The sequence below is a fragment of the Streptomyces sp. NBC_01217 genome, assembly GCF_035994185.1.
In the GTDB taxonomy this organism is placed as follows: domain Bacteria; phylum Actinomycetota; class Actinomycetes; order Streptomycetales; family Streptomycetaceae; genus Streptomyces.
In genome coordinates this window covers 7,091,613-7,110,798 of the sequence record NZ_CP108538.1, presented here as the reverse complement: position 1 = coordinate 7,110,798, position 19,186 = coordinate 7,091,613, and the positions used below count along the sequence as shown (strand labels likewise).

Genomic DNA, 19,186 nt, shown 5'->3' with positions numbered 1-19,186 from the left:
GAGTCACCTGATGAGTACGACGACGGATCACCTGATCGAGGCCGCTGACGGTGTGTCGCTTGCCGTGGCCGGTGAGAGCACCGAGGGTGCCGACGTGAAGTCGATGCCGGTATCCGAGAACGGTCTGGCCAGCGAGCTGCTGGAGGAGCTGGCCGCGCTGGCGGCCGAGAAGGTGCGCCTAGGAGGGCTGCGGTTGATGGGCGAGGGCGGGCTGCTGCCCGAGCTGGCCCAGCATCTGATGCAGGCCGCCCTGGAGGCCGAGATGGATGTGCATCTCGCGGCGGAGGCCGGGCGGGCCGGCGGCCGCGGTTCACGCTCGGGCGGCAACATGCGTAACGGCTACCGGGCCAAGAAAGTCATGACGGAGGTCGGCACGGTGACCGTGCAGGTCCCCCGGGACCGCCTGGGCACCTTCACCCCACGGTTGTTGCCCAAGTACGCCCGCCGGACGGGTGCGCTGGACGAGATGGTCCTGTCGCTGACCGCGAAGGGCCTGACCTCCGGCGAGATCGTCGCCCATCTCGCCGAGGTGTACGGGATGACGACCACAAAAGAGACCGTCTCCACCATCACCGACAAAGCTCTGGAGTCGATGGCGGAATGGCGCACCCGCCCGCTCGACGCGGTCTATCCGGTGGTCTTCATCGACGCGATCCACGTCCGTATCCGCGACGGGCACGTCGCGAACCGACCCGTGTATGTGGCCATCGCGGTCACCGCCGACGGCTACCGGGAGATCCTGGGACTGTGGGCCGGCGACGGCGGCGAGGGCGCCAAGTACTGGCAGACCGTCCTGACCGAGATCAAGAACAGGGGCGTCCGCGATGTGTTGATGCTGGTCTGCGACTGTGAGGATGGTCGTGTTCCGCACGGGGGCCGCGGCTTGACCCGGTCTGCGACTGACCAAGGTGTCCTGAGCGCCGATCTGTCGGCCCGGTTCCGTGCGGGGCTCGCTGGCGCCGGCCCGGCGGGCGTGTCCCGATAGGGGCCTTCGCGACAGGCACCCTCACAGTCCTGACCGCCCGACCGGTCCGGCGGCGGCCATCCGCCCGCGAACCGATCGAGACAGGCACATGACCATTCTCAGCATGCCTCACAACGGCGACACCGTGCAGCCGCCCGTTGACTCCGCCACCGCCGTGCTCGGCGTCGACACTCACTCACAACGGCGACACCGTGCAGCCGCCCGTTGACTCCGCCACCGCCGTGCTCGGCGTCGACACTCACAAGGACGTGCACGTCGCCGCTGTCGTCAGCGTTCTCGGCGCCCTGCTGGGCACCCAGTCGTTCCCTGCTACGGCCTCCGGATACCGCCAACTCGCTGAATGGGCAGGTGTGTTGGGAGTCATCCGGCAGGCCGGGGTGGAGGGGACTGGCTCCTACGGTGCCGGACTGGCCCGGCACCTGGCCACCGAGGGCGTTGAAGTCATCGAGGTCAACCGGCCGGACCGGGCGGCCCGGCGACGCTCGGGCAAGACCGATGCCGTCGACGCCGAGGCCGCAGCCCGGGCCGTGCTGGGCGGACGAGCCACAGGGACCCCGAAGAGCAAAGACGGCCCAGTGGAGGAGCTTCGCGTCCTGAAGGTCGTCAAGGACTCCGCAGTCCGCAACCGCACCCAGGCCAACAACCAGCTCAAGGCTCTCCTGGTCAGTGCGCCGGCACAGCTGCGTGAGTCCCTCGCCGGGCTCTCGAACCCGGCGTTGTTCAAGGCGTGCGCTGCCCTGGACACTCAGGCGAGCGCGGTGCAGCAGGCCCTGAGCCTGCTGGCCCACCGCATCAAGCAGCTGTCCGCCGAGGCCATCACGCTCACCCGTCGGATTGCCGCCATCATCCAGGCGCACAGCCCGCAGCTCCTCGAACTCACCGGCGTCGGTCCGGACAGCGCAGCCATCTTGCTCATCGCGGCCGGCGACAACCATGATCGCCTCCGCGACGAGGCGTCCTTCGCCGCTCTCTGCGGTGTCAGTCCGGTCGAACGCTCATCCGGCAAGAGCCAACGGCGGCGACTCAACCGCGGCGGGAATCGGCAGGCCAACGCCGCCCTCTACCGCATCGTGCTCTCCCGCTTGCGCTGGGAGGAACGCTCCCGTGCCTACCTGCTGCGACGCACCGCAGAGGGCAAGACGAAACGGGAGGTCATCCGCTGCCTGAAGCGGTACGTCGCACGCGAGATACACCGCTGCATCGCCGCCACCCCGCTGACTGTTCCCGACAGCCTCGCGACTTGACATCCATAGGGGCATCGGCCTCTCCGCCCTGCCCGACGCGGTGAACACCGTGTGGCCGCAGACCGTGGCGCAGACCTGCATCGTCCACCTCATCCGCGGCAGCCTGCGCTACGCGTCCCGCCGCGACTGGGCCGACGTCGCCCGCGACCTCAAGCCCGTCTACACGGCCGTCAACGAGGAGCAGGCCCGGCAGCGACTGGCCGACTTCGACGGCACATGGGGCAAGAAGTACCCGTCGATCACCGGGATCTGGGAACGGTCCTGGAGCGAATTCGTTCCCTTCCTCGGCCTCCCGGACGCCATCCGCCAGGTCGTCTACACCACCAACGCCATCGAGTCGCTGAACGCCCGCTACCGACGCGCGGCCTAAGCCTGCGGACACTTCCCCAACGAGACCGCCGCCCTCAAGCGCCTCTACCTGGCCACCCTCGCCCTCGATCCCACCGGACGCGGCCGCCAGCGCTGGAACAATCGCTGGAAGAGCGCGCTGAACGAGTTCGACCTCCTCTTCGACGGCCGTCTTACAGTCGGACGGGTGTAGACCAATCAGTCCACCGAAGAACCTGTAGGCCAATCAGACGAATCACACCTCATTCCTGGGTCTGGCCCGTAGTCGGTGGTGACGCTGGGTGTCCGTCAGGGCAGGAGGATGCGGTGGCGGAGGAGATCGAATCCGGCGCGTCCGTGCATCTGCCGCATGATCCTTTTGGTGCGGGTGTTGACGCCCTCGGTGCGGCCGTTGTGGTAGGGCAACGTGAGGCCGGCGTCCACGGCAAGCCGGTCGATTTCGAGGCCATTGGTGAAGCTGCGCAGGTAGGGCAGATCGACGGCGCGGGTGGCCGTGATCCACTCGGTGAGTTTCACGTCGTTGCCCTCGCCTGGTTTCAGCAGGGCGGCGAAGCCGCGTATGAGATCGGCGAGTGCGGTCATCTCCGGGCAGGCCGCGGCGATCTTCTCCAGCAGGGTCGTTTCCTTCGGGCGCAGGTTTTCGGGGTCGGTGAGCAGGAGGCGGCCGGCGTGGCGCGCGGTGGTGACGGGGCGGTCACCTTCGGCGCGGCCCTGGTTGAGGTAGCGGACCAGGAGGTTCGCGCTGCCGGTGTAGCCCAACTCCCGGATCTCTTCGAGGAGGTGGGTGACCGGGACAGCCGTTTCCTCGGCACGGCGCCGGCGCAGGTGCTCGCGGTAGGGGTCGACGAGGGTGGGCCGGTAGGCCGGAGCGATGCGCAGGGCCTGGGGTTCGGGCATGCGGGCGTAGCGTTTGACGGTGTTCAGGGCCAGGTTGAGACGGCGGGAGCAGTCGAGAAGGCCGACGCCTTGACCGAGGAGCTCGTGGATCTTGTTCCAGCGTTGGCGGGTGCTCTGTTCGCGTACTCCGCCGGGGCGGGGCGGGTTGATGGTGGCCCAGCAGCCGGCGTGCGCGCGGACCTCGAGCAGGGTTTTGTCGCAGAGATTTCGCCATAGGTGCCACCGGTCGCTGACCTGCACCGCGTCGGGCAAGGCGCGGCGGACGGCCTCGGCGTAAGTGGCCGAGCCGTCCCGGCACACGACCTCGACACCAGGATGTTCGCGCAGCCAGGACTCGAGGGTGGCCATCTCGCGGTCGGGCAGGACTTCGACGCGTCTGCTGGTTTCGGCATCCGTGATGATCGTGGCGTAGCGGTGGCGGCGGCGCAGGGCGAAATCGTCCACGCCGATCACCCGCGGGACCGCCTGCTGCGGCAGCGGCAGGCGCCGCAGATGACGCAGCGCGGTACTGCGGGAAACGGGCACGGCCATTAGACCAGCGAGGCGTGCGGCCGCCCGGCCGCATAACTCCCGCGCCACCTGGGATATCTGCCAGGCAAGCCGCACCGTGCGGCGCTGATGGCGCTCCAGCAGTCCGGAAATCTGCTCGCGGAAGGTCTGTCTCCGGCAGCCCAGGGCTGGACAGACCAGCCGCCGTACCCGCAGGTGGACGACGACCGGGCGGCCGTCGACCGGCACGTCCGTCACCGTCCGGCGGTGATACCCGTGCACCTTCGCCGTCGGCGTCCGGCACGCCGGACACGGCACCGCCACATCCCGCGTGCGGGCCGTGACCACCACTGCGTCACCACCGTCCACCACGTCCTCGACGACGAGCACCGACAGCCCGGAAAACACCGTCCCGACAAGGGAGTTGACATCCATCACAAGATCATGATCGCGGATGGCTACTCGGCGTCACCACCGACTACGGGCCAGACCCTCATTCCTGATAGACCCAGCGAAAACGGTCGGTGGGCATGAACCGTGCTGGCTTGGGCGCGGGAGACTCCCACGACGTAAGGGCTCGTGTGGCGTGCCGCCTGCTTCGGGCCGTGGGAGACCGTGATGAAGAGCTCGGTACGGAACGGATGAGTTCTGTGGTGCCGCTGCGCATCCATTGGACCGTCCCCCTGCTGGTGGGCTCTTCGGGTACGACCTGGTGGGGGCAGACACTGCGCGCCCGGATTCCCGTGCACTCGAGCTCCGCATACATGTTTGCTGCCCTGGCTGTGCACTCACCCGCACCGGGTGGGCCCCCTCCGCCGCCTCGGCGGCTTGAGGCAAGGTGACCAGACCTCGCCGCTCCCGCAGGAACGTCCATTCGTGCCGGGCGCTGCCCGGTTCCTTCCACGCACGGCGGTGCGGATGACCAGGAGGGCGAGCACGACGCCCGCGCCGAGCAACGCCGCGGCCGCACCCTGCCCGTTCAACCCGCGCTGTTAAGCCGCGCACCGGACTGGTAGATGTCGGCAATGCCGTCGACATCGGCGTCGCGGTCTTCCTCTTCGCACAGGCGCCGGTAGATGAGGTTGCGGCGTCGCAGCAGAACAGCGGCCAACGCCGCGGCAATGAGGGAGCCCACGAGGACAGCGGCCTTGATGTGTTCGGCCTCGGCGCCCGCCGAGAAGGCGAGTTCGCCGATGAGGAGGGCGACGGTGAAACCGATCCCGGCCAGGGTGGCGAGCCCGAAGACGTCGGCCCGGGCGAGGTCGGGGTTGAGCCGGGCGCGGGTGAAGCGTGCGGCGAGGTACGTGCCGAGGAAGATGCCGAGGATCTTGCCGGCGACGAGACCGACGACGGCCCCCAGCGGTTCGGGGTCGGTGAACACGTGCATGAGAGCTCCGACGGAGACGCCAACGCCGGCGGCGAAGAGCGCGAACAGAGGGACCGCGACACCGGCGGGAGACCGGGTGCAGCAGGTGCGAGACACGGGCGGCCGGCGCGGTGTCCTCTCCCTTGTCGCGGGTGGTGCGCAGGATCAGGCCCATGGCGACGCCGGCGACGGTGGCGTGGACGCCGGAGTTGTACATCAGAGCGGCTCTCAGCTGCGAAAACAGGGCGATGGGCCCTGTGCCCACCAAGGCGCGAGGTGGGGACAGGACCCTTCGAGAGCCGGACCGTGGGGGGCGGTCAGACGGTGGTCTTCACCAGCTCCTGGTCGGTGTCGGCCTCGGTGTCGAGGCCAGAGTCCCGCCTGCGGACGAAGGCGAGGAAGGAGTTCAGCTCCCGCTTCACCACCGGGGCAAGGAGGTAGAGGGCGATGATATTGATGACGGCGAGCATGAAGAGCACGGCGTCGGCCATGTCGATCAGGGTCTGCAGGGTGAGCAGGGAGCCGGCCACCGCGAAGACGGTGTAGAAGACCTTGAACGTCAGTTCGCTACCGTTGCTGCGGCCGAACAGGTGCGTCCATACCTTCATGCAGTAGTAGCCCCAGGTCAGCACCGTGGAGATCGCGAACAGCATGACGGCGATGGTCAGGATGTACGGGTACCAGGGCATGACCGTGCCGAAGGCATCGGAGGTGATCGTGACCCTGCCGACGGACTCGCCCGCGCGGGCCTCGGCCCAGCTGACCGGGTTGGCGATAACGATGGTCAGGGCGGTCATGGTGCAGATGCCCTTCATAAGAACGGGCCCACCAGGCAGGTCTTCGCCGCCTACGCCGTCGACCATGACCCGAATTCTCGCGGAAAATAACTTCCCGCCGTCCGGGTCGGGCGTCGGCAGCTGGCTGTCAGCCCGCTGCCGGGCGCCCGGGACACGGTCGTCCGGCTTCCCTCAGCGCTCGCGCCCCTGCCGGTGGAACCTGATGTCACGGTTGACGAACAGGTGGACGTAACCACACGACCGACAGATCAAGCCGGTCGCCGACTCGTTCGCCCACGCCAGGTCGAACAGCTCCATCCCCGTGCTGTTGAGTTTCACCTCCCGCTTGCGGAACGTGTCGTTGTCGCACATCAGGCAGTAGATCGGGGCTTCCCTGATCGTCGCGTGCACGGACTTCGCCATGCTCTGTCTCCGTTCCTGCGTCGGTTCTGTCGGTGCTCGGGGGCGGGTACGTCAGCGGGGTGTGCCGCGTGCCGTCCGGCGGGACGCGAGGAGATGGCAGGGGTCCGTCGCACGGGTGATCGCCGTCTCGATGGCCGTGATGCGGTCGGCGAGCAGGCCGAGGGCTGCGACCGCCCGGGCGAGGGGGTCGTCTGCGGAGCCGCCGAGCGCCTGGGTAGGCGTGGAGGCGGCGGTCACCTCGGTCCAGCGTGCTGCCTGTGCCGTGCTGCCGCGCTCCGCGGCACCGCACAGGACCATGAACCGAACACCGCCACGACGACCAAGGCCACGCTGAACAGCAGCGCGGGGAAGCCGAAAACGGTCTTGAGGAACTCCTCGATGACTCTCCCCCAAACGCGTCGCAGTTTCCGTCTCCCTGCATCAGGTCCACGTCCATACCCTCCCGCCGAACCATCCTGGAGCAGGCGTACTCCGCTTGGCATTGCCGCAACCGGGCAGTCTTTGACGTCTTCTTGATGCCGGTGGCGAGCCCCTGCGAGCGGCGTGCCAGCCGAGGAGTACCTATTGGGGTACGCCGAGATCCTGGCGGGTGTTTGCCCACCCGCCGCTCTCACCCACGAGGAACGGGAGACGCTGCAGTCCCGTGGGGAACGGGCCTCAGGACCACGTCGGGCTGCAGGGCCTCATCCGCGCTCACCTCTCCGCCGCGCGGCCGGTCCTCCCGGATCTGCCTCAAGGCCGCCGCCCACCACCTTTTCGCCGCCGTCGAGCAGGCCGTTGATGCCCCTGGCATGTGGCAAGGAGAGGCCGCCCGGCGGGAGTTCAAGGACGACCTGCTGTACGGTCGCAGCGGTCGCAGCGATCTCGAGCGCCTCGCCGAACGCTTCGGCCTGCTCCTGTCTCACGCCAACGCCGTGGCCGTCACCCAGGGCCCTGAGCCGTACAGCAACAGTTATCCGGTCACCCATACCGTCGAGTCCAAGCATCGGTGGCTGACCGGCGGTGAACTGGGCCTCAGGTTGCCGGTCTCTGGCATGATGGACTGTCTGCATACCTGCGTAGTGTGCACCTGTCGAACAGCCCCTGCACGGGTTGAGAGACGGCCGCACGGCCGGCCGCGCAGTGTGCAGACCTTCCCAGCGCCGGGGCGGTCTCTTCACGCGCTGGTTCCACCGCTGGGCGCCGCTCGCCGACTGGGCGGTCGGCCGGTGTGCGGCGCGGCGGCCGCGTACGGGGTGGCCTCGCCGACGCAAGCCCACTTCGGCGGCTCAGCCAAGGAGATCCCGGGCATCGGCCAGATCGGCTACACCGGCATGACGGCGTTCGTGATGAACCTGGCCGTGACCATCGTGCTCACCTTCGTCCTGAAGACCGTGAAGCCCGGCGGGCATCGACGAGACATCCCCGGGGAACTACACCGCCGACGCCGGTGACAAGGGCGTCCAGGTGGACCTGCCGACCGTCGGCGCGGGAGCCGCGCACTGACGAGAGGGAATGACGAGGGCTCCGGAAAAGCGAGATAACCTCGCTTTCCCGGTGCCCCTTCGCGCTCATGCAGGGTGGGCAGGGCTACGCCGCCACCCGCGAACCGATCGAGTCCAGAGCAGTGGCAACGCTACGACGCAGCGAGCTGGCGCTCGCCCCGGCCCGGGAACGGAGGTTCACCCCGTAGGCGACCAGCGCCAGCACGTCCGCCGCGGCAGCCGGGTCGGCGTTCTCTGCCAGCTGTCCACGCGCCTGTGCCATCACCAAAGCGGCTCGCAGGGCGTCCCGCAAGCCCCGATGATGCTGGTCGAGTACCCGGACGACGTCGGCGTCCGTGTTCTCGGCTCCTGCGTGCGCGTTGGAGACCATGCAGCCCCATCGCGCGTACTCACCTGAACAGCGCGCCTTGATCAGTCCGGCGAAGAACTCCTCAATGGCCGGTAGGCCCCGCTCGTCCTCGGCGAGGCGCTGGAACATCGGCTGCGAGCGGTGCTCGAGGTAGCGCCGCAGCGACGCCAGGTACAACTCGCGCTTGCCACCGAAGGTGGAGTAGAGGCTGGACCGGTTGAGGCCGGTCGCCGCCACGACATCCTGGATTCCGGTCGAGGCGACACCCTGCCGCCAAAACAGCCGCACCACCGTCTCCAAAGCCGCGTCCGGGTCGAAGTGCTTGACGTCCGGCATGGGCCACCTCACCAAACTTGAAATAGAGGTTCCAAGATACTCTGGACCGTCCCGACGAGCACAGCCCTCTACAGGTTCGGCATCCAGGTTCGTCCACGATCCGGTACACGACGGCAGCACTTGCCCAACCTGAACGCATGAACCGCATACCTGCACTCTGGACGACGGTGTACGGCTCGCACGGATCCCCGACACGCCGGGCCCTGGCCCGCCGGGCGGCCCGGGCCGCAGCGTTCATCCGGGCGCTGGCCCTGGCCGACCACACTCCGTTCACCACTCTCTGAACCCAATCGCTCGACGCTACGGAATTGGCAGGAGGCCACACATGAGCCTATCTTGAAATAGTCGTTCCAAGTTGTGGAGCCTCCGGACCCCCTGGGTACGGAGGCTGCGCCCGGCCGAACCCGGAGGCTCCAGCCCATGTCACTCAACGCCGAACTGCGCACCTTCTACGAAGCCCGCCAGCGGCAGATCCCTGCCGAGGTCCGGGCGGTCATGCAGCGGGCGGGGGAAGAACTCGAAGCCTCCGGCCAGACCGGCCGGGCCGTCACGGTCGGCACGCAGGCGCCCGACTTCACCCTCCCGTCCGCCGTCGGCGAGACCGTCACGCTGAAAGGACTACTGGCCCAGGGGCCGGTCGTGCTCACCTTCTATCGCGGCGCCTGGTGCCCGTACTGCAACATTGCACTGCGCTCGCTCCAGGAGCACCACGCCGCCATCACCGAACGGGGCGCTCAGCTGATCGCCGTCTCCCCGCAGATCCCCGACGAGTCGCTGGCGCTCACCGAGAAGCACACCCTGGCCTTCGAAGTCCTGAGTGACATCGGATCAGCCGTCGCGAAGGCCTACGGCCTCGCCTTCGACCTGCCAGACGACCTGGCCGCCGCGTACGACAAGCTCGGCTTGGACCTGCAGCACGTCAACGGCGGTCACGCCCGCACGCTACCTCTGCCCGCCACATACGTCATCGGCATTGACGGCACCATCCAGTGGGCCTTCGTGAACAACGACTACACCACACGTGCGGAGCCGACCGACATCCTCGCCGCACTCGACGCCCTCACCTGAGGACCCTCGGGCGTGGCCGCCGACGCGGAGAGTCCGTGCGGGAGATCCTTGCCAGGGTCCTGCGGCGCCGCAGGACGCGCCATACGGTCTTCGCGTCGTACTCCGTGACGGCCTCAGGGGGGGGCATCGGGGAGGGTCGTGCCCGGCCGCCGGTCGACCGGATGCCGTCGACCACACTCACGGTGGCGATCAGTTCGTGCGCCATCTCCCACTTCAACAGGTCTCCACGCGCTGCGCGACGCCGAGGGGCAGATCGCCGCTTCATGCGGGCTCTCACGCCAACGATGAAGTGGCGATCTGCGCAGCAGCATCGTCAGCGAGTCATTTCACCCTGGAGCAGATGCGCGATCTGCTCGATGCCTCCGACCACCACGACGTCGGCGCCACCCTCCATCAGCCGCGCGGCGTCCATGGCGTCGCTGTCGAGCCCGACCGTCTCGTACTCCACCACCAAGTCACGCGCACGCGGCTCCCGTCTCGCTCACGACGCACCCGCGGCCCGAGCGCTTTCGGCGTTCGGCGCGGTGTGCATCGGCGCGGATGAGGGCCGTCGGCCCGTCGTCCGCCCGGTCCACGAGGTAACCCGCGCAATCCAGGTATCCGGCGACGACCTCGGAGACGGTCGGATCGTCGTCGACGACCACGACCCGCGTGGACTGGCCCCCTCTTGTGCCCCCAGGGGCTCGTACGGCTGTTGCATGCTTCCAGCCTTGCATCACGCCGTCCCCGGTGCCGCCCCCTGCCCCTCGCCCGGCCCCAACGTCCGCGTTTCGTAAGGACCACAAGCCCGAAATGCCTGATTCGCGCTCGTAGGGTGAAGGCGTGACCTCACCACCACGAGACGTCGACGTCGTCCTCCCCTGCCTGAACGAGGCCGAGGCGCTGCCCTGGGTGCTCGCGCGGATCCCGGACGGCTGGCGTGCCCTGGTCGTCGACAACGGCTCCATCGACGGCTCGGCGGAGATCGCCCGTGCGCTCGGCGCGACCGTCGTGCACGAGCCGCGCCGGGGCTTCGGCGCCGCCTGCCACGCCGGACTGGCCGCCGCCGGCGCCGATATCGTCTGCTTCTGCGACTGCGACGCCTCTCTCGACCCCGCGCTGCTCGTGCCCTTCGTCGACGAGATCCGCTCCGGCGAGGCCGACCTGGTTCTCGGGAGGCGGCGTCCCCGCACCTGGAGTGCCTGGCCCGCGCATGCCCGCGCGGGCAACCTGGCACTCGCGCGCATGTTGCGCCGCCGCACCGGGCTGCGCCTGCACGACCTCGGCCCCCTGCGCGCCGCCCGCCGCGACCCGCTGCTCACCCTCGGCTTCACCGACCGGCGCAGCGGCTACCCCCTACGGATGGTCGTACGGGCGGCCGCCGCCGGCTGGCGGATCGTCGAGCACGACGTGCCGTACCTGCCGCGCACCGGCGCCTCGAAGGTGACGGGCACCTGGCGCGGCACCTGGCAGGCGGTACGGGACATGAGCCGCGTCCTGCACGAGGCCCCCACACACGCGGGAGGAACCGCACGGTGACCGCGCTTCTCGTCATCGCGAAGGAACCCCGGCCGGGGCGCGTCAAGACGCGGCTCACCCCGCCCTTCACCCCCGAGGAAGCCGCGGAACTCGCGGAAGCGGCCCTCGCCGACACCCTGCGCACCGTGGCCGCCGCGCCCGCGTCGCGGCGGATCCTCGTCCTCGACGGCGCCCCCGGCCCGTGGCTGCCGCCCGGCTTCGACGTCGTACCGCAGTGCTCGGGTGGGCTGGACGAGCGGCTGGCGGACGCCTTCGCGCGCTGCACCGGCCCGGCCCTGCTCATCGGCATGGACACCCCGCAGGTGACGCCGGAGATGCTCACCGTGGACTTCACGCGCTGCGACGCGTACTTCGGTCCGGCGGAGGACGGCGGATTCTGGGCGCTCGGCCTGGCCCGCCCCGATCCGGCCCTGCTGCGAGGCGTGCCCATGTCGACGCCGGTGACCGGGGTCGTGCAGCGGGAGCGGCTGGTCGCCGCCGGGCTGCGGGTGCGCGACCTGCCGTACCTGCGGGACGTCGACACCGCCGCCGACGCCCACGCGGTCGCCTCCCTGGCCCCGCACGGCCGGTTCGCCGGGCGACTGGCCCGGTGGGCGACGGCGGCGGGCCGCCGATGAGCACCACCGTGCCCCCGTGGGCGGACGCCGACTCCTACGCCGCCGCCCTGCGCGCCGTACGAGGGCCGCTGTTCCTGCGCCGGGACGACGGCTGGCTGCTCCCCCTGGAGGTGGAACGCTGGTGCGCCAGGGCCGACCCGGTCGACCTGGACGTGCTGGACCGGTGCGAGGGCACCGTGCTGGACGTTGGCTGCGGACCAGGCCGACTGGTGGCCGAGCTCGCCGCCCGGGGCCAGACCGCCCTCGGTATCGACGTCAGCGAGGCCGCCGTCGACCACACAGCGCGGCTCGGCGGCCCGGCGCTACGGCGCTCCGTCTTCGAGCCGCTGCCCGGCGAGGGCCGCTGGGGCACCGTCCTGCTCATGGACGGCAACGTCGGCATCGGCGGCGACCCGCACGCCCTTCTCGAGCGGGTCGCCGTCCTGCTCGCTCCCGGCGGGCTACTGATCGCCGAGACCGCGCCGGTGGACATCGACGAACGCGTTCACGTCCACATCACCGACGCACATGCCACCGTCGGCGCCCCCTTCCCCTGGGCACGGCTCGGCACCCCGGCCCTGCACCGCTACGCGCAGGGCTGGGAGAGGGCCGCTCAGTGGGCAGTCGGCGGTCGGCGCTTCGCCGCCCTGCGCAACCGCAACGCAAGCAGCAGCGCCGAGCCGCCGAACAGGACGGCGGTGATCAGCAACCAGCGGGCGAGGAAGCCGTCCGGCGACAGCCCCGTGGCGAGCCGGTAACGCCGGCCCACCATCCCGCTGATCAGCGGGAACCACACGAGCAGGAGCAGTCCGGACAGCGCGGCCGGGACGCGGACGTACATCGCCCACTCCCGGCGGCCGACCGCGCCAAGACCGCGTACCACCGCTCTGTCCGCCCCCGCGTACAGGGGCAGCAGCACGAGGTCGTGCAGCAGCGCCGCCCCCACGATCCACAGCGCCACGCCGAGCCAGTCGTTCGCGAGCAGCCGCACTCCTGCGTAGCCGGCGAGGGCGAACGAGCAGGCGAGCAGCAACAGTTGCAGAGGGCTGCCGACCGGAACACGCGGAAGCATCACAGGTCTCCGAACGTCATACGGGCCACCCACTTGGTGTTCAGCACGCCGGGCGCGGCGGGCACGATCACGCGGGCGGGATAGCCGTGGTCGGGGGACAGGTCTTCGCCGTTGACGTACAGGGCGAGCAGGGAGCGCGGGTCGGCGACCTGGTTGGCGCGCAGGGCCGCGCGGCGGAAGGCGCCGTGCCGTTGGAGGGACTCGACGAGCACGTCCGGCGGGTCGCCGTCGTAGCCGACGAGAGCGGCGAGATCGCTTAGCTGCACCCCGCGCCACCGCTGGTCGGACGTCGACCAGCCCTCGACGCAGGCGATCGGCAACGCCGAGCTGTGCAGCGGGAGTCGAAGGAGGTCGGCGCGGCCGAGGCGGACGGTGCCCGTGCGTCCCGTGACGACGAGGCGCCAGACGTCCTCGCCCGTCTCCGCCGCGTCGATCCCGGCGTACGCGGCCGTCTTGTTGATCTGGAAACCGTTCGGGCCGCCGCGGGGCTCGGCCCCTCCGTGCGGGGCGAGGAGGGCGGTGCGTCGCAGAGCGTCGAAGTTCTGCCCCACCGTCGTGGCGAACAGCAGTAGTGAGCCGCCCCCGACGAACCACAGCGCGCCGCGCCGGGAGACGGTCGGCTCGGCGGGGCGCGGGGACACCAGGTCGTTCCGCTCCTCCCGCACGTGCCGCAGATTGCGCAACGCGGTGGGCATCTTCAACAGTGCGTGGGCCGCGAAGGCCGCGAAGAACACCCAGGCCCCGTAGAAATGCAGTTGGTAGAAGGAGCCCGGGAAGGCGTAGTTCAGCTGGACGTTGAACACACCGGTCACGAACTCGAACAGTCCGCCCCCGACCAGCAGCAACAGGGAGATCCGCTCCAGTGCGTGGGTGAGAGAGCGGGCCGGCGGTATCGCGAACAGTTTCGGCACCACAGACCACAGCTTGGCCAGCAGGACCGGGATCAGGGTGATGCCGAGGGTGACGTGGAGGCCCTGGTTGAGCCGGTAAAGCCAGTGGGGGTTCGTGGGCCAGGCGAAGAGGTAGAAGCCGAGGATCCCCTTGTCGGGGGTCTTGTCGTTCAGCGGCGACAGGCCCGGGTTGTAGGCGGCGTACGAGACAAGGCCCGTCACGAACAGCACCGTGATGCCGACGAGCAGGACGACGCCGAGGACGGACGTGAACCAGGGGCCGCGCAGGGGACTGCGCCAGAAGCCGGGGGAAGTGGGGAGCCGTGGATCGTCTCGCATGGTCCGACCGTAGGCCGGAGCACCCCTTATGGAGGGCGTGCGACTCATGACGAAACGCTGACGTCCTGCCCCGGACGGCGGTGCGTGGACGTCCGCCCGGCCTAGCGTTCCGGATGTGACCCGCACCCTGCGTTCCGCCGAGCCGCGCGCCCCGCGCTCCGGCGGCCCGTCCCGTGACCTCCGCCTCGACCTGTACACCGCCGCGGCCGCCGCCCTGCTGGTGACGGCGGCCGTGCTGATCGGCCGCCACATCCCGGACACCCGCCACACACTGATCGTCGGCTGGCCCCCGGTGCTGGGCTCCTGGGGACCGCACGTCGGCCCCGGCACCCCGGCGGCGGTACTCGTCGCGACTGTCACCGTGGCCTACGGCCCCGCCCTCGCGGCCCGTCTCCCCTGGCGGACGCTGCTCCCGCTGGCCTGGGGCACGTCCATGGCCTGGATCTTCTCCCTCGCCCTGATCGACGGCTGGCACCGCGGCATCGCCGTCCGCCTCACCACGCGCAACGAATACCTCCAGGTCATCGACCGCTTCCACGACATCCCGGCGGCCCTGCGCGACTTCACCCACCACATCCTGCTCCACTCCCCCGACAACTGGCCCGCCCACATCGCCGGCCACCCCCCGGCAGCCCCCCTCACCTTCGTCCTGCTCGACCGGATCGGCCTGCACGGCGGCGGCTGGGCGGGCGTGTGGTGCATCACGGTCGGCGCGACGGCCTGCGTGGCCGTACTGGTCGCGATCCGCGCACTGGCCGACGAACGCCTGGCACGACGGGCGGCCCCTTTCCTGGTCCTGGCACCGGCCGCGGTGTGGATGGGCACCTCGGCCGACGCCTACTTCGCGGCGGTGGCGGCCTGGGCGGTGGCCCTGCTGGCGCTCGCGGTCACCCGGGGTTCCCTCTGGGCGGCCGGAGCGTCCGGACTGCTGTTCGGCCTGACCTGCTACCTCTCCTACGGCCTCACGCTCTTCGCGCTCATCGGCGCGGCGGTGCTGCTGCTCGGTCGGCACCGGGTCCGGGAGCGCCCTGTGCTGCTGGTGGTGTTGCTCGCCGGGGCGGCCGTCGTGCCGATGGCGTTCACGCTCGCCGGATTCGACTGGTGGGAGGCATACCGCCTGCTGGTCACCCGCTACTACCAGGGCGCGGGCGGTATCCGCCCCTACGGCTACTGGGTGTGGGCAAACCTCGCCTGCACCGTGTTCATCACCGGGCTGGCGACCGCGGCGGGCCTGCGGCGGACGGGTGCGGTGCTCGTGCGGGGGCGCGGCGACGCCCTCACCCGCCCGGACGGCGCGCGCGACCGGGCCCCGACCGACGCCCGCCTCGCTCTCCTCGTGGCCGCCGCCCTTCTCGCCCTGCTGGTCGCCGACCTGTCCGGGATGAGCAAGGCCGAGACCGAGCGCATCTGGCTCCCTTTCGCGATGTGGCTGCTCCCGGCCTGTGCCTTCCTCACCCGCCCCCGCGCCTGGCTCACCGCTCAGGCGGTGCTCGCGCTGCTCCTCAACCACCTGCTGATGACCGGCTGGTGATCCCCGCGGCGGTGCCTGGTCGCGACAGCAGCGGGGCCGATGACGGGTGACGGGTACGACCGCCGTTGTCGAAGGTGCCTGGCACACTGCGCGCCATGACCTCGAGCGATCGCTTTCGTACCACGGCACCTCGCGCTCTGCGCGATCCCGACGCCCTGAGTGCCCGGCTGGGGCTGTCCGGACGGAACCCACCGCGCGTCCCTTGAGCGAGTGGGTGCAGCGGTTTGCCGCGCGAGAGACCCGGTGACGGGGAGGCCGTGCCGTGGTTCGGCCCCGTTTCCGGTGGCATCGCGGCTCGGAGCCTGTTCCTCCCGGGGTGCCGGGTCAGAAGTCCATGGGCGGAAGCCGGGCTGCGCTGCAGCGGCATCGTCTTCGTCGACAACGATGCGACGGCGGAGACCTGCTGGACGCTTCGCTCCGAGGCGGGTCTGCCGTAGCGGGAGTCGCCGCACTGGAACATCGTGCCCCGGTACCTCAGAACTGCGGATCGCATCGCCCCACCGGGCAGGCGGAGATACAGCGGGTGGCGCCCTCCCTGAACGAGGTGATCTCCGTCTGCCCGCGCTGGAGGTGGTCGAACCGATGGCGTGCGCGGACACGGCCATGTGGTGATCCATGACAGGAAACGCCCGATCGATGGGCGGACTGCGGTCCGCCGTCGGGACGCGGCAGGTTCGGCGGACGCCGAACGACCCACATGGCGGGGCATCCCGTCTTCCCTGGCGTGTGGACAAGCCCCGCCAAGAGCCGAGTCGAAGTTCTCAAGGCTTCAACTGGGTGGTGACGAGACATACTTGACATGCGGGGATCATCCCGTGGTGGCTTGACAGCGGGAGAGGCAGAATCCGGTGAGCAGCGGCAACACGGGGCTGGGGAAGGCCGAAGTGCGGCTCAAGTGGGACCCGAGCCCCTGGGGCCGGCCTCCTCATCATCTCGACATCATCGCCGCGACCTACTCGGTCGACGCCCCCTACGGGCAACCCGTGTACATCGTCCACTACGACAGCCGCTCACCGGACGGCACCATCAACATGAGCCGGCACAGCCAGACCGGCCAGGGCTTCGGCTACGTCGAAGCGATGACCCTGGAACTTGATCGCCTCGCCCTCTCCTTCGCTCGGGTGGTCGTCGGGGTGGCGATCCACCAGAACACCGGCCTCAAGACCTTCGGCGGCATATCGAACGCCGGAGTTCTGATCGTCGAGGGGTACACGGAGCTACTCAACGACAACTTCATGCGGATCGCCGGATCCACCGCCGGGACCGTGGCGGAGTTCGCCAGGAACCCCTCCGGAGCCTGGGAGTTCCACGAGATGGTCCGGGGGTTCGACTGCGATCCGGTGGCCTTCAGCGCGGCGATGGGATGCGCCTCGCGCCCCTGACGGGGCGACAGCGAGAAGAGGTGCGGCCGACCCCCGTGCCGGCCGAGAACACACGGCGGGGCGGTGAGTTGCATCGCCCTCCTGCAACCTCCGACAGCACCCTCGGCGACGAGCTTGAGGTCGAACCCCCGGCTGGGAAGCGTGTCGACCGATGTGGAGAGCGCGAGGGCCAACCACATGACGTGGTCTCCGGCGCCGCCCATGTGCTGGACGAGGTCGCTAGTGATGGGGAGCCATAGTGGCGACACAGGGGATGTTGTCGATGGTTCCGGACAGGACCACAGAGGCGCCGGGCAGGGCCATGGGGCCGCTGAGCCGGTTGTCACCAATCGCGTCGGCCAGGGCGTTGGAGACCTCGCTGATCACACCGGATGACAACAACGCCGAGCGTCACCTGAGCGTCAAGAGTTCACAGCCATACACCGGAACCATGGATGGAATAGCCTTCGACTCGTCCAGAACGTGCAGGTCAGGACACTTCTGTAGCCGTGCCGCCAGCTTGACCTGATACCTGCCCGGAAACAGGTCAAGCGCCCCGCCTACCTCGCAAAACAGCAGGTCAGGAGCCCTTCGTGGCAGGCTCCAGAATCGCCACGCACTCCACGTGCGAGGTCATCAGAAACGCATGGAGCCGCTGTCAGAGCGTGCGCTGCCGTTCAGTCAAGGCGGACCACCGATGCACGAGCCCCAAGCCCACACCGCAGCCCCGCACGCTGCATAGAGCCGAAAGACTGGCCGCTGGCGGTGGGAGTCTCCTGGGACTTTTCTGGGACTTCCGGCTGCATCAACGGGCATGAGCGTGAAACAGCCGAAAGGACATTCACACAGGTCAACGCCCCGCAGGGGTCCGTCGTGGCAGGTCACAGGGCTGGCTGGTCTCTTCCGCGACATCTGATCGGCGCGGTGTCGTGCACCTTGGGGACAAGGGGCACGACACCTCAACTTGCCAGCTGACCTGCGGATACCTGCCTTCACAGCCCTCCACTGATCATTGTTGTTTTTCAGCACCTTGTGCAACGCATGTGCAAGATGATCTCGAATGGCTGACGGTACGTCAGGCAAGCCTGAGCACCCGTCAGCCTTTACGGAGAGTTGTCGCCGAAGTGGCCTCGCAACGTCCGATGTCCGTCCACGATCTGACCGCGGCCCGGACCCACGGCATTCCCGCCGCTCTCGCCGTCGACGACATCAAGCGCTGGGCTGACAAGGCATAACAGGGCGCACGCCCTGCTGTCCGCGTCCCGTTCCGGGGCAAGGGTCTGCGCGGCTGGCGTCTGCGTCACAACCGCGATCACGCCAAGATCCGCAGCCTCGGCGAACGTGCCATGGCCACCCTCAAATGCTGGCGGCTCCTGCGGAAGCTCCGTTGCGGTACCGCCCGTCACTGCCCGAAGCTCTCTGGCATCCCGCCTTGGACCAGAACGGGACACTGCGCGACGGCGCCGAGGTCGCCGAGCTGACCGGCATGGTCGACCTCGCCGGCTACCCGGCCGGCACCCGCATCATCGTCCGGCGCGAACGACCGCACCCCGGAGCACAGCTGTCCCTGTTCGATCACGACGAGGGCCTGCGGCACCAGGTATTTCTTACCGATACCCCTTACTCCGGCGGCGGCTCCGCGCAGTTCCTGGAGGTCCGCCACCGCGGACACGCCACCGTCGAGGACCACATCCGGTGCGGCAAGAACACTGGCTTCGGCCGCTTCCCCTCCCGCCATTTCGACGTCAACGCCACCTGGCTTGAACTCAGCCTCACGGCGATCGATCTCCTCGCCTGGGCCCGCGTTCTCCTGCTGCATGGCGAACTTGCCGCCGCCGAACCCAAGAAACTTCGCTACCGGCTGCTACACGTTGCCGCCCGCCTCACCCGCGGTGGACGCCGCCTCCGCCTGCGGATCTCGGCGACCTGGCCCTGGAGACACGAGCTGGCCACGGCTTTCCACCGCCTGCCGCACTGCCCCGACCGGTTGGCTGACCTGCGGACCCCCCACCACTCACGATCCGAAGGACCCGGAGAACCCGACCATTGCGCCGGGACTCCACCATGCCCAGGCAACAAAATCGCCTCGACCACCCAACAGTTGATGATCAACG

General features: G+C 69.4%; 17 protein-coding genes and 6 pseudogenes. 12 read left to right on the top strand and 11 right to left on the bottom strand.

The window, feature by feature from the left end:
- Positions 1–103: 103 nt before the first annotated feature.
- The 3 genes and pseudogenes from OG507_RS31675 to OG507_RS31665 all read left to right on the top strand — a co-directional run.
- Positions 104–847 (top strand): annotated as a pseudogene (locus OG507_RS31675) (IS256 family transposase); the annotation flags it as partial.
- A gap of 329 nt (positions 848–1,176) precedes the next feature.
- Positions 1,177–2,229: an IS110 family transposase gene (locus OG507_RS31670; RefSeq protein ID WP_327370523.1), complete on the top strand. Its 1,053-nt coding sequence runs from the start codon at positions 1,177–1,179 to the stop codon at positions 2,227–2,229.
- Positions 2,230–2,245: 16 nt separating this feature from the next.
- Positions 2,246–2,770 (top strand): annotated as a pseudogene (locus OG507_RS31665) (transposase); the annotation flags it as partial.
- A 95-nt stretch (positions 2,771–2,865) separates the two neighbouring features.
- Here the strand turns inward: OG507_RS31665 and OG507_RS31660 are convergent.
- The 6 genes and pseudogenes from OG507_RS31660 to OG507_RS31635 form a co-directional block, all read right to left on the bottom strand.
- Positions 2,866–4,398 carry an ISL3 family transposase gene (locus OG507_RS31660; protein WP_442811051.1) on the bottom strand — a complete coding sequence of 511 codons (1,533 nt, stop codon included), beginning with the start codon at positions 4,396–4,398 and terminating at the stop codon, positions 2,866–2,868.
- Positions 4,399–4,942: 544 nt separating this feature from the next.
- Positions 4,943–5,552, bottom strand: a pseudogene (locus tag OG507_RS31655) (Na+/H+ antiporter NhaA); the annotation flags it as partial.
- A gap of 94 nt (positions 5,553–5,646) precedes the next feature.
- Positions 5,647–6,135: pseudogene (locus OG507_RS31650) on the bottom strand (alanine:cation symporter family protein); the annotation flags it as partial.
- A 162-nt stretch (positions 6,136–6,297) separates the two neighbouring features.
- A complete protein-coding gene (locus tag OG507_RS31645) occupies positions 6,298–6,528 on the bottom strand; it encodes a hypothetical protein (protein ID WP_327370522.1) in 231 nt (76 codons plus the stop codon).
- 51 nt (positions 6,529–6,579) lie between these two features.
- The gene (locus tag OG507_RS31640) at positions 6,580–6,825 is read right to left on the bottom strand and encodes a hypothetical protein (protein ID WP_327370521.1); all 246 of its coding nucleotides are present in this window, start codon (positions 6,823–6,825) and stop codon (positions 6,580–6,582) included.
- Positions 6,826–7,211: 386 nt separating this feature from the next.
- Positions 7,212–7,580, bottom strand: coding sequence for a hypothetical protein (locus OG507_RS31635; RefSeq protein WP_327370520.1), 369 nt, complete (start codon positions 7,578–7,580; stop codon positions 7,212–7,214).
- Positions 7,581–7,652: 72 nt separating this feature from the next.
- On the opposite strand from OG507_RS31635, the pseudogene OG507_RS31630 reads away from it, so the two are divergent.
- Positions 7,653–8,013: pseudogene (locus OG507_RS31630) on the top strand (sodium:solute symporter); the annotation flags it as partial.
- Positions 8,014–8,097: 84 nt separating this feature from the next.
- On the opposite strand, the gene OG507_RS31625 reads toward OG507_RS31630, so the two are convergent.
- Positions 8,098–8,697 (bottom strand): TetR/AcrR family transcriptional regulator, encoded by a 600-nt coding sequence (locus OG507_RS31625; RefSeq protein ID WP_327370519.1) that lies wholly within the window; start codon positions 8,695–8,697, stop codon positions 8,098–8,100.
- A 137-nt stretch (positions 8,698–8,834) separates the two neighbouring features.
- On the opposite strand from OG507_RS31625, the gene OG507_RS31620 reads away from it, so the two are divergent.
- The gene (locus OG507_RS31620; protein ID WP_327370518.1) at positions 8,835–8,981 is read left to right on the top strand and encodes a hypothetical protein; all 147 of its coding nucleotides are present in this window, start codon (positions 8,835–8,837) and stop codon (positions 8,979–8,981) included.
- Between the two features lie 136 nt (positions 8,982–9,117).
- Positions 9,118–9,765, top strand: coding sequence for a peroxiredoxin-like family protein (locus OG507_RS31615; RefSeq protein ID WP_327370517.1), 648 nt, complete (start codon positions 9,118–9,120; stop codon positions 9,763–9,765).
- 313 nt (positions 9,766–10,078) lie between these two features.
- Here the strand turns inward: OG507_RS31615 and OG507_RS31610 are convergent, their stop codons facing one another.
- The gene (locus OG507_RS31610; protein ID WP_327370515.1) at positions 10,079–10,213 is read right to left on the bottom strand and encodes a hypothetical protein; all 135 of its coding nucleotides are present in this window, start codon (positions 10,211–10,213) and stop codon (positions 10,079–10,081) included.
- 7 nt (positions 10,214–10,220) lie between these two features.
- Positions 10,221–10,409: a hypothetical protein gene (locus OG507_RS40540; protein ID WP_442811050.1), complete on the bottom strand. Its 189-nt coding sequence runs from the start codon at positions 10,407–10,409 to the stop codon at positions 10,221–10,223.
- A 178-nt stretch (positions 10,410–10,587) separates the two neighbouring features.
- Here OG507_RS40540 and OG507_RS31600 point away from each other — a divergent pair, with 178 nt between their 5' ends.
- From OG507_RS31600 to OG507_RS31590, 3 genes are read left to right on the top strand one after another with little or no spacing between them, the layout of a single operon-like run.
- A complete protein-coding gene (locus tag OG507_RS31600) occupies positions 10,588–11,283 on the top strand; it encodes a glycosyltransferase family 2 protein (protein WP_327370514.1) in 696 nt (231 codons plus the stop codon).
- Positions 11,280–11,900 carry a TIGR04282 family arsenosugar biosynthesis glycosyltransferase gene (locus tag OG507_RS31595; protein ID WP_327370513.1) on the top strand — a complete coding sequence of 207 codons (621 nt, stop codon included), beginning with the start codon at positions 11,280–11,282 and terminating at the stop codon, positions 11,898–11,900. The genes OG507_RS31600 and OG507_RS31595 overlap by 4 nt, the downstream gene beginning before the upstream one ends.
- The gene (locus tag OG507_RS31590) at positions 11,897–12,637 is read left to right on the top strand and encodes a class I SAM-dependent methyltransferase (RefSeq protein WP_327370512.1); all 741 of its coding nucleotides are present in this window, start codon (positions 11,897–11,899) and stop codon (positions 12,635–12,637) included. The genes OG507_RS31595 and OG507_RS31590 overlap by 4 nt, the downstream gene beginning before the upstream one ends.
- Before the next feature lie 313 nt (positions 12,638–12,950).
- Here the strand turns inward: OG507_RS31590 and OG507_RS31585 are convergent, their stop codons facing one another.
- Positions 12,951–14,180 carry a molybdopterin-dependent oxidoreductase gene (locus OG507_RS31585; RefSeq protein WP_327370511.1) on the bottom strand — a complete coding sequence of 410 codons (1,230 nt, stop codon included), beginning with the start codon at positions 14,178–14,180 and terminating at the stop codon, positions 12,951–12,953.
- A 115-nt stretch (positions 14,181–14,295) separates the two neighbouring features.
- On the opposite strand from OG507_RS31585, the gene OG507_RS31580 reads away from it, so the two are divergent.
- Both OG507_RS31580 and OG507_RS31575 read left to right on the top strand, forming a co-directional pair.
- Positions 14,296–15,711, top strand: coding sequence for a hypothetical protein (locus OG507_RS31580; protein WP_442811049.1), 1,416 nt, complete (start codon positions 14,296–14,298; stop codon positions 15,709–15,711).
- Between the two features lie 848 nt (positions 15,712–16,559).
- On the top strand, positions 16,560–17,093 hold the full coding sequence (locus OG507_RS31575; RefSeq protein WP_327370510.1) for a TerD family protein: 534 nt from the start codon (positions 16,560–16,562) through the stop codon (positions 17,091–17,093).
- 219 nt (positions 17,094–17,312) lie between these two features.
- On the opposite strand, the gene OG507_RS31570 is transcribed toward OG507_RS31575, so the two are convergent.
- Positions 17,313–17,474: a hypothetical protein gene (locus OG507_RS31570; protein ID WP_327370509.1), complete on the bottom strand. Its 162-nt coding sequence runs from the start codon at positions 17,472–17,474 to the stop codon at positions 17,313–17,315.
- 1,018 nt (positions 17,475–18,492) lie between these two features.
- Between OG507_RS31570 and OG507_RS31565 the strand changes: the two are divergent.
- Positions 18,493–19,067 (top strand): annotated as a pseudogene (locus OG507_RS31565) (transposase); the annotation flags it as partial.
- Positions 19,068–19,186: the final 119 nt, after the last annotated feature.

Bases quoted from the DNA above. Each gene is read 5' to 3' on its own strand.
- OG507_RS31625 (WP_327370519.1), bottom strand. From the start codon at position 8,697: ATGCCGGACGTCAAGCACTTCGACCCGGACGCGGCTTTGGAGACGGTG.
- OG507_RS31640 (WP_327370521.1), bottom strand. From the start codon at position 6,825: ATGGTCCTGTGCGGTGCCGCGGAGCGCGGCAGCACGGCACAGGCAGCA.
- OG507_RS31590 (WP_327370512.1), top strand. From the start codon at position 11,897: ATGAGCACCACCGTGCCCCCGTGGGCGGACGCCGACTCCTACGCCGCC.
- OG507_RS31645 (WP_327370522.1), bottom strand. From the start codon at position 6,528: ATGGCGAAGTCCGTGCACGCGACGATCAGGGAAGCCCCGATCTACTGC.
- OG507_RS31585 (WP_327370511.1), bottom strand. From the start codon at position 14,180: ATGCGAGACGATCCACGGCTCCCCACTTCCCCCGGCTTCTGGCGCAGT.
- OG507_RS31615 (WP_327370517.1), top strand. From the start codon at position 9,118: ATGTCACTCAACGCCGAACTGCGCACCTTCTACGAAGCCCGCCAGCGG.
- OG507_RS31635 (WP_327370520.1), bottom strand. From the start codon at position 7,580: ATGCAGACAGTCCATCATGCCAGAGACCGGCAACCTGAGGCCCAGTTC.
- OG507_RS31660 (WP_442811051.1), bottom strand. From the start codon at position 4,398: ATGGATGTCAACTCCCTTGTCGGGACGGTGTTTTCCGGGCTGTCGGTG.
- OG507_RS31620 (WP_327370518.1), top strand. From the start codon at position 8,835: ATGAACCGCATACCTGCACTCTGGACGACGGTGTACGGCTCGCACGGA.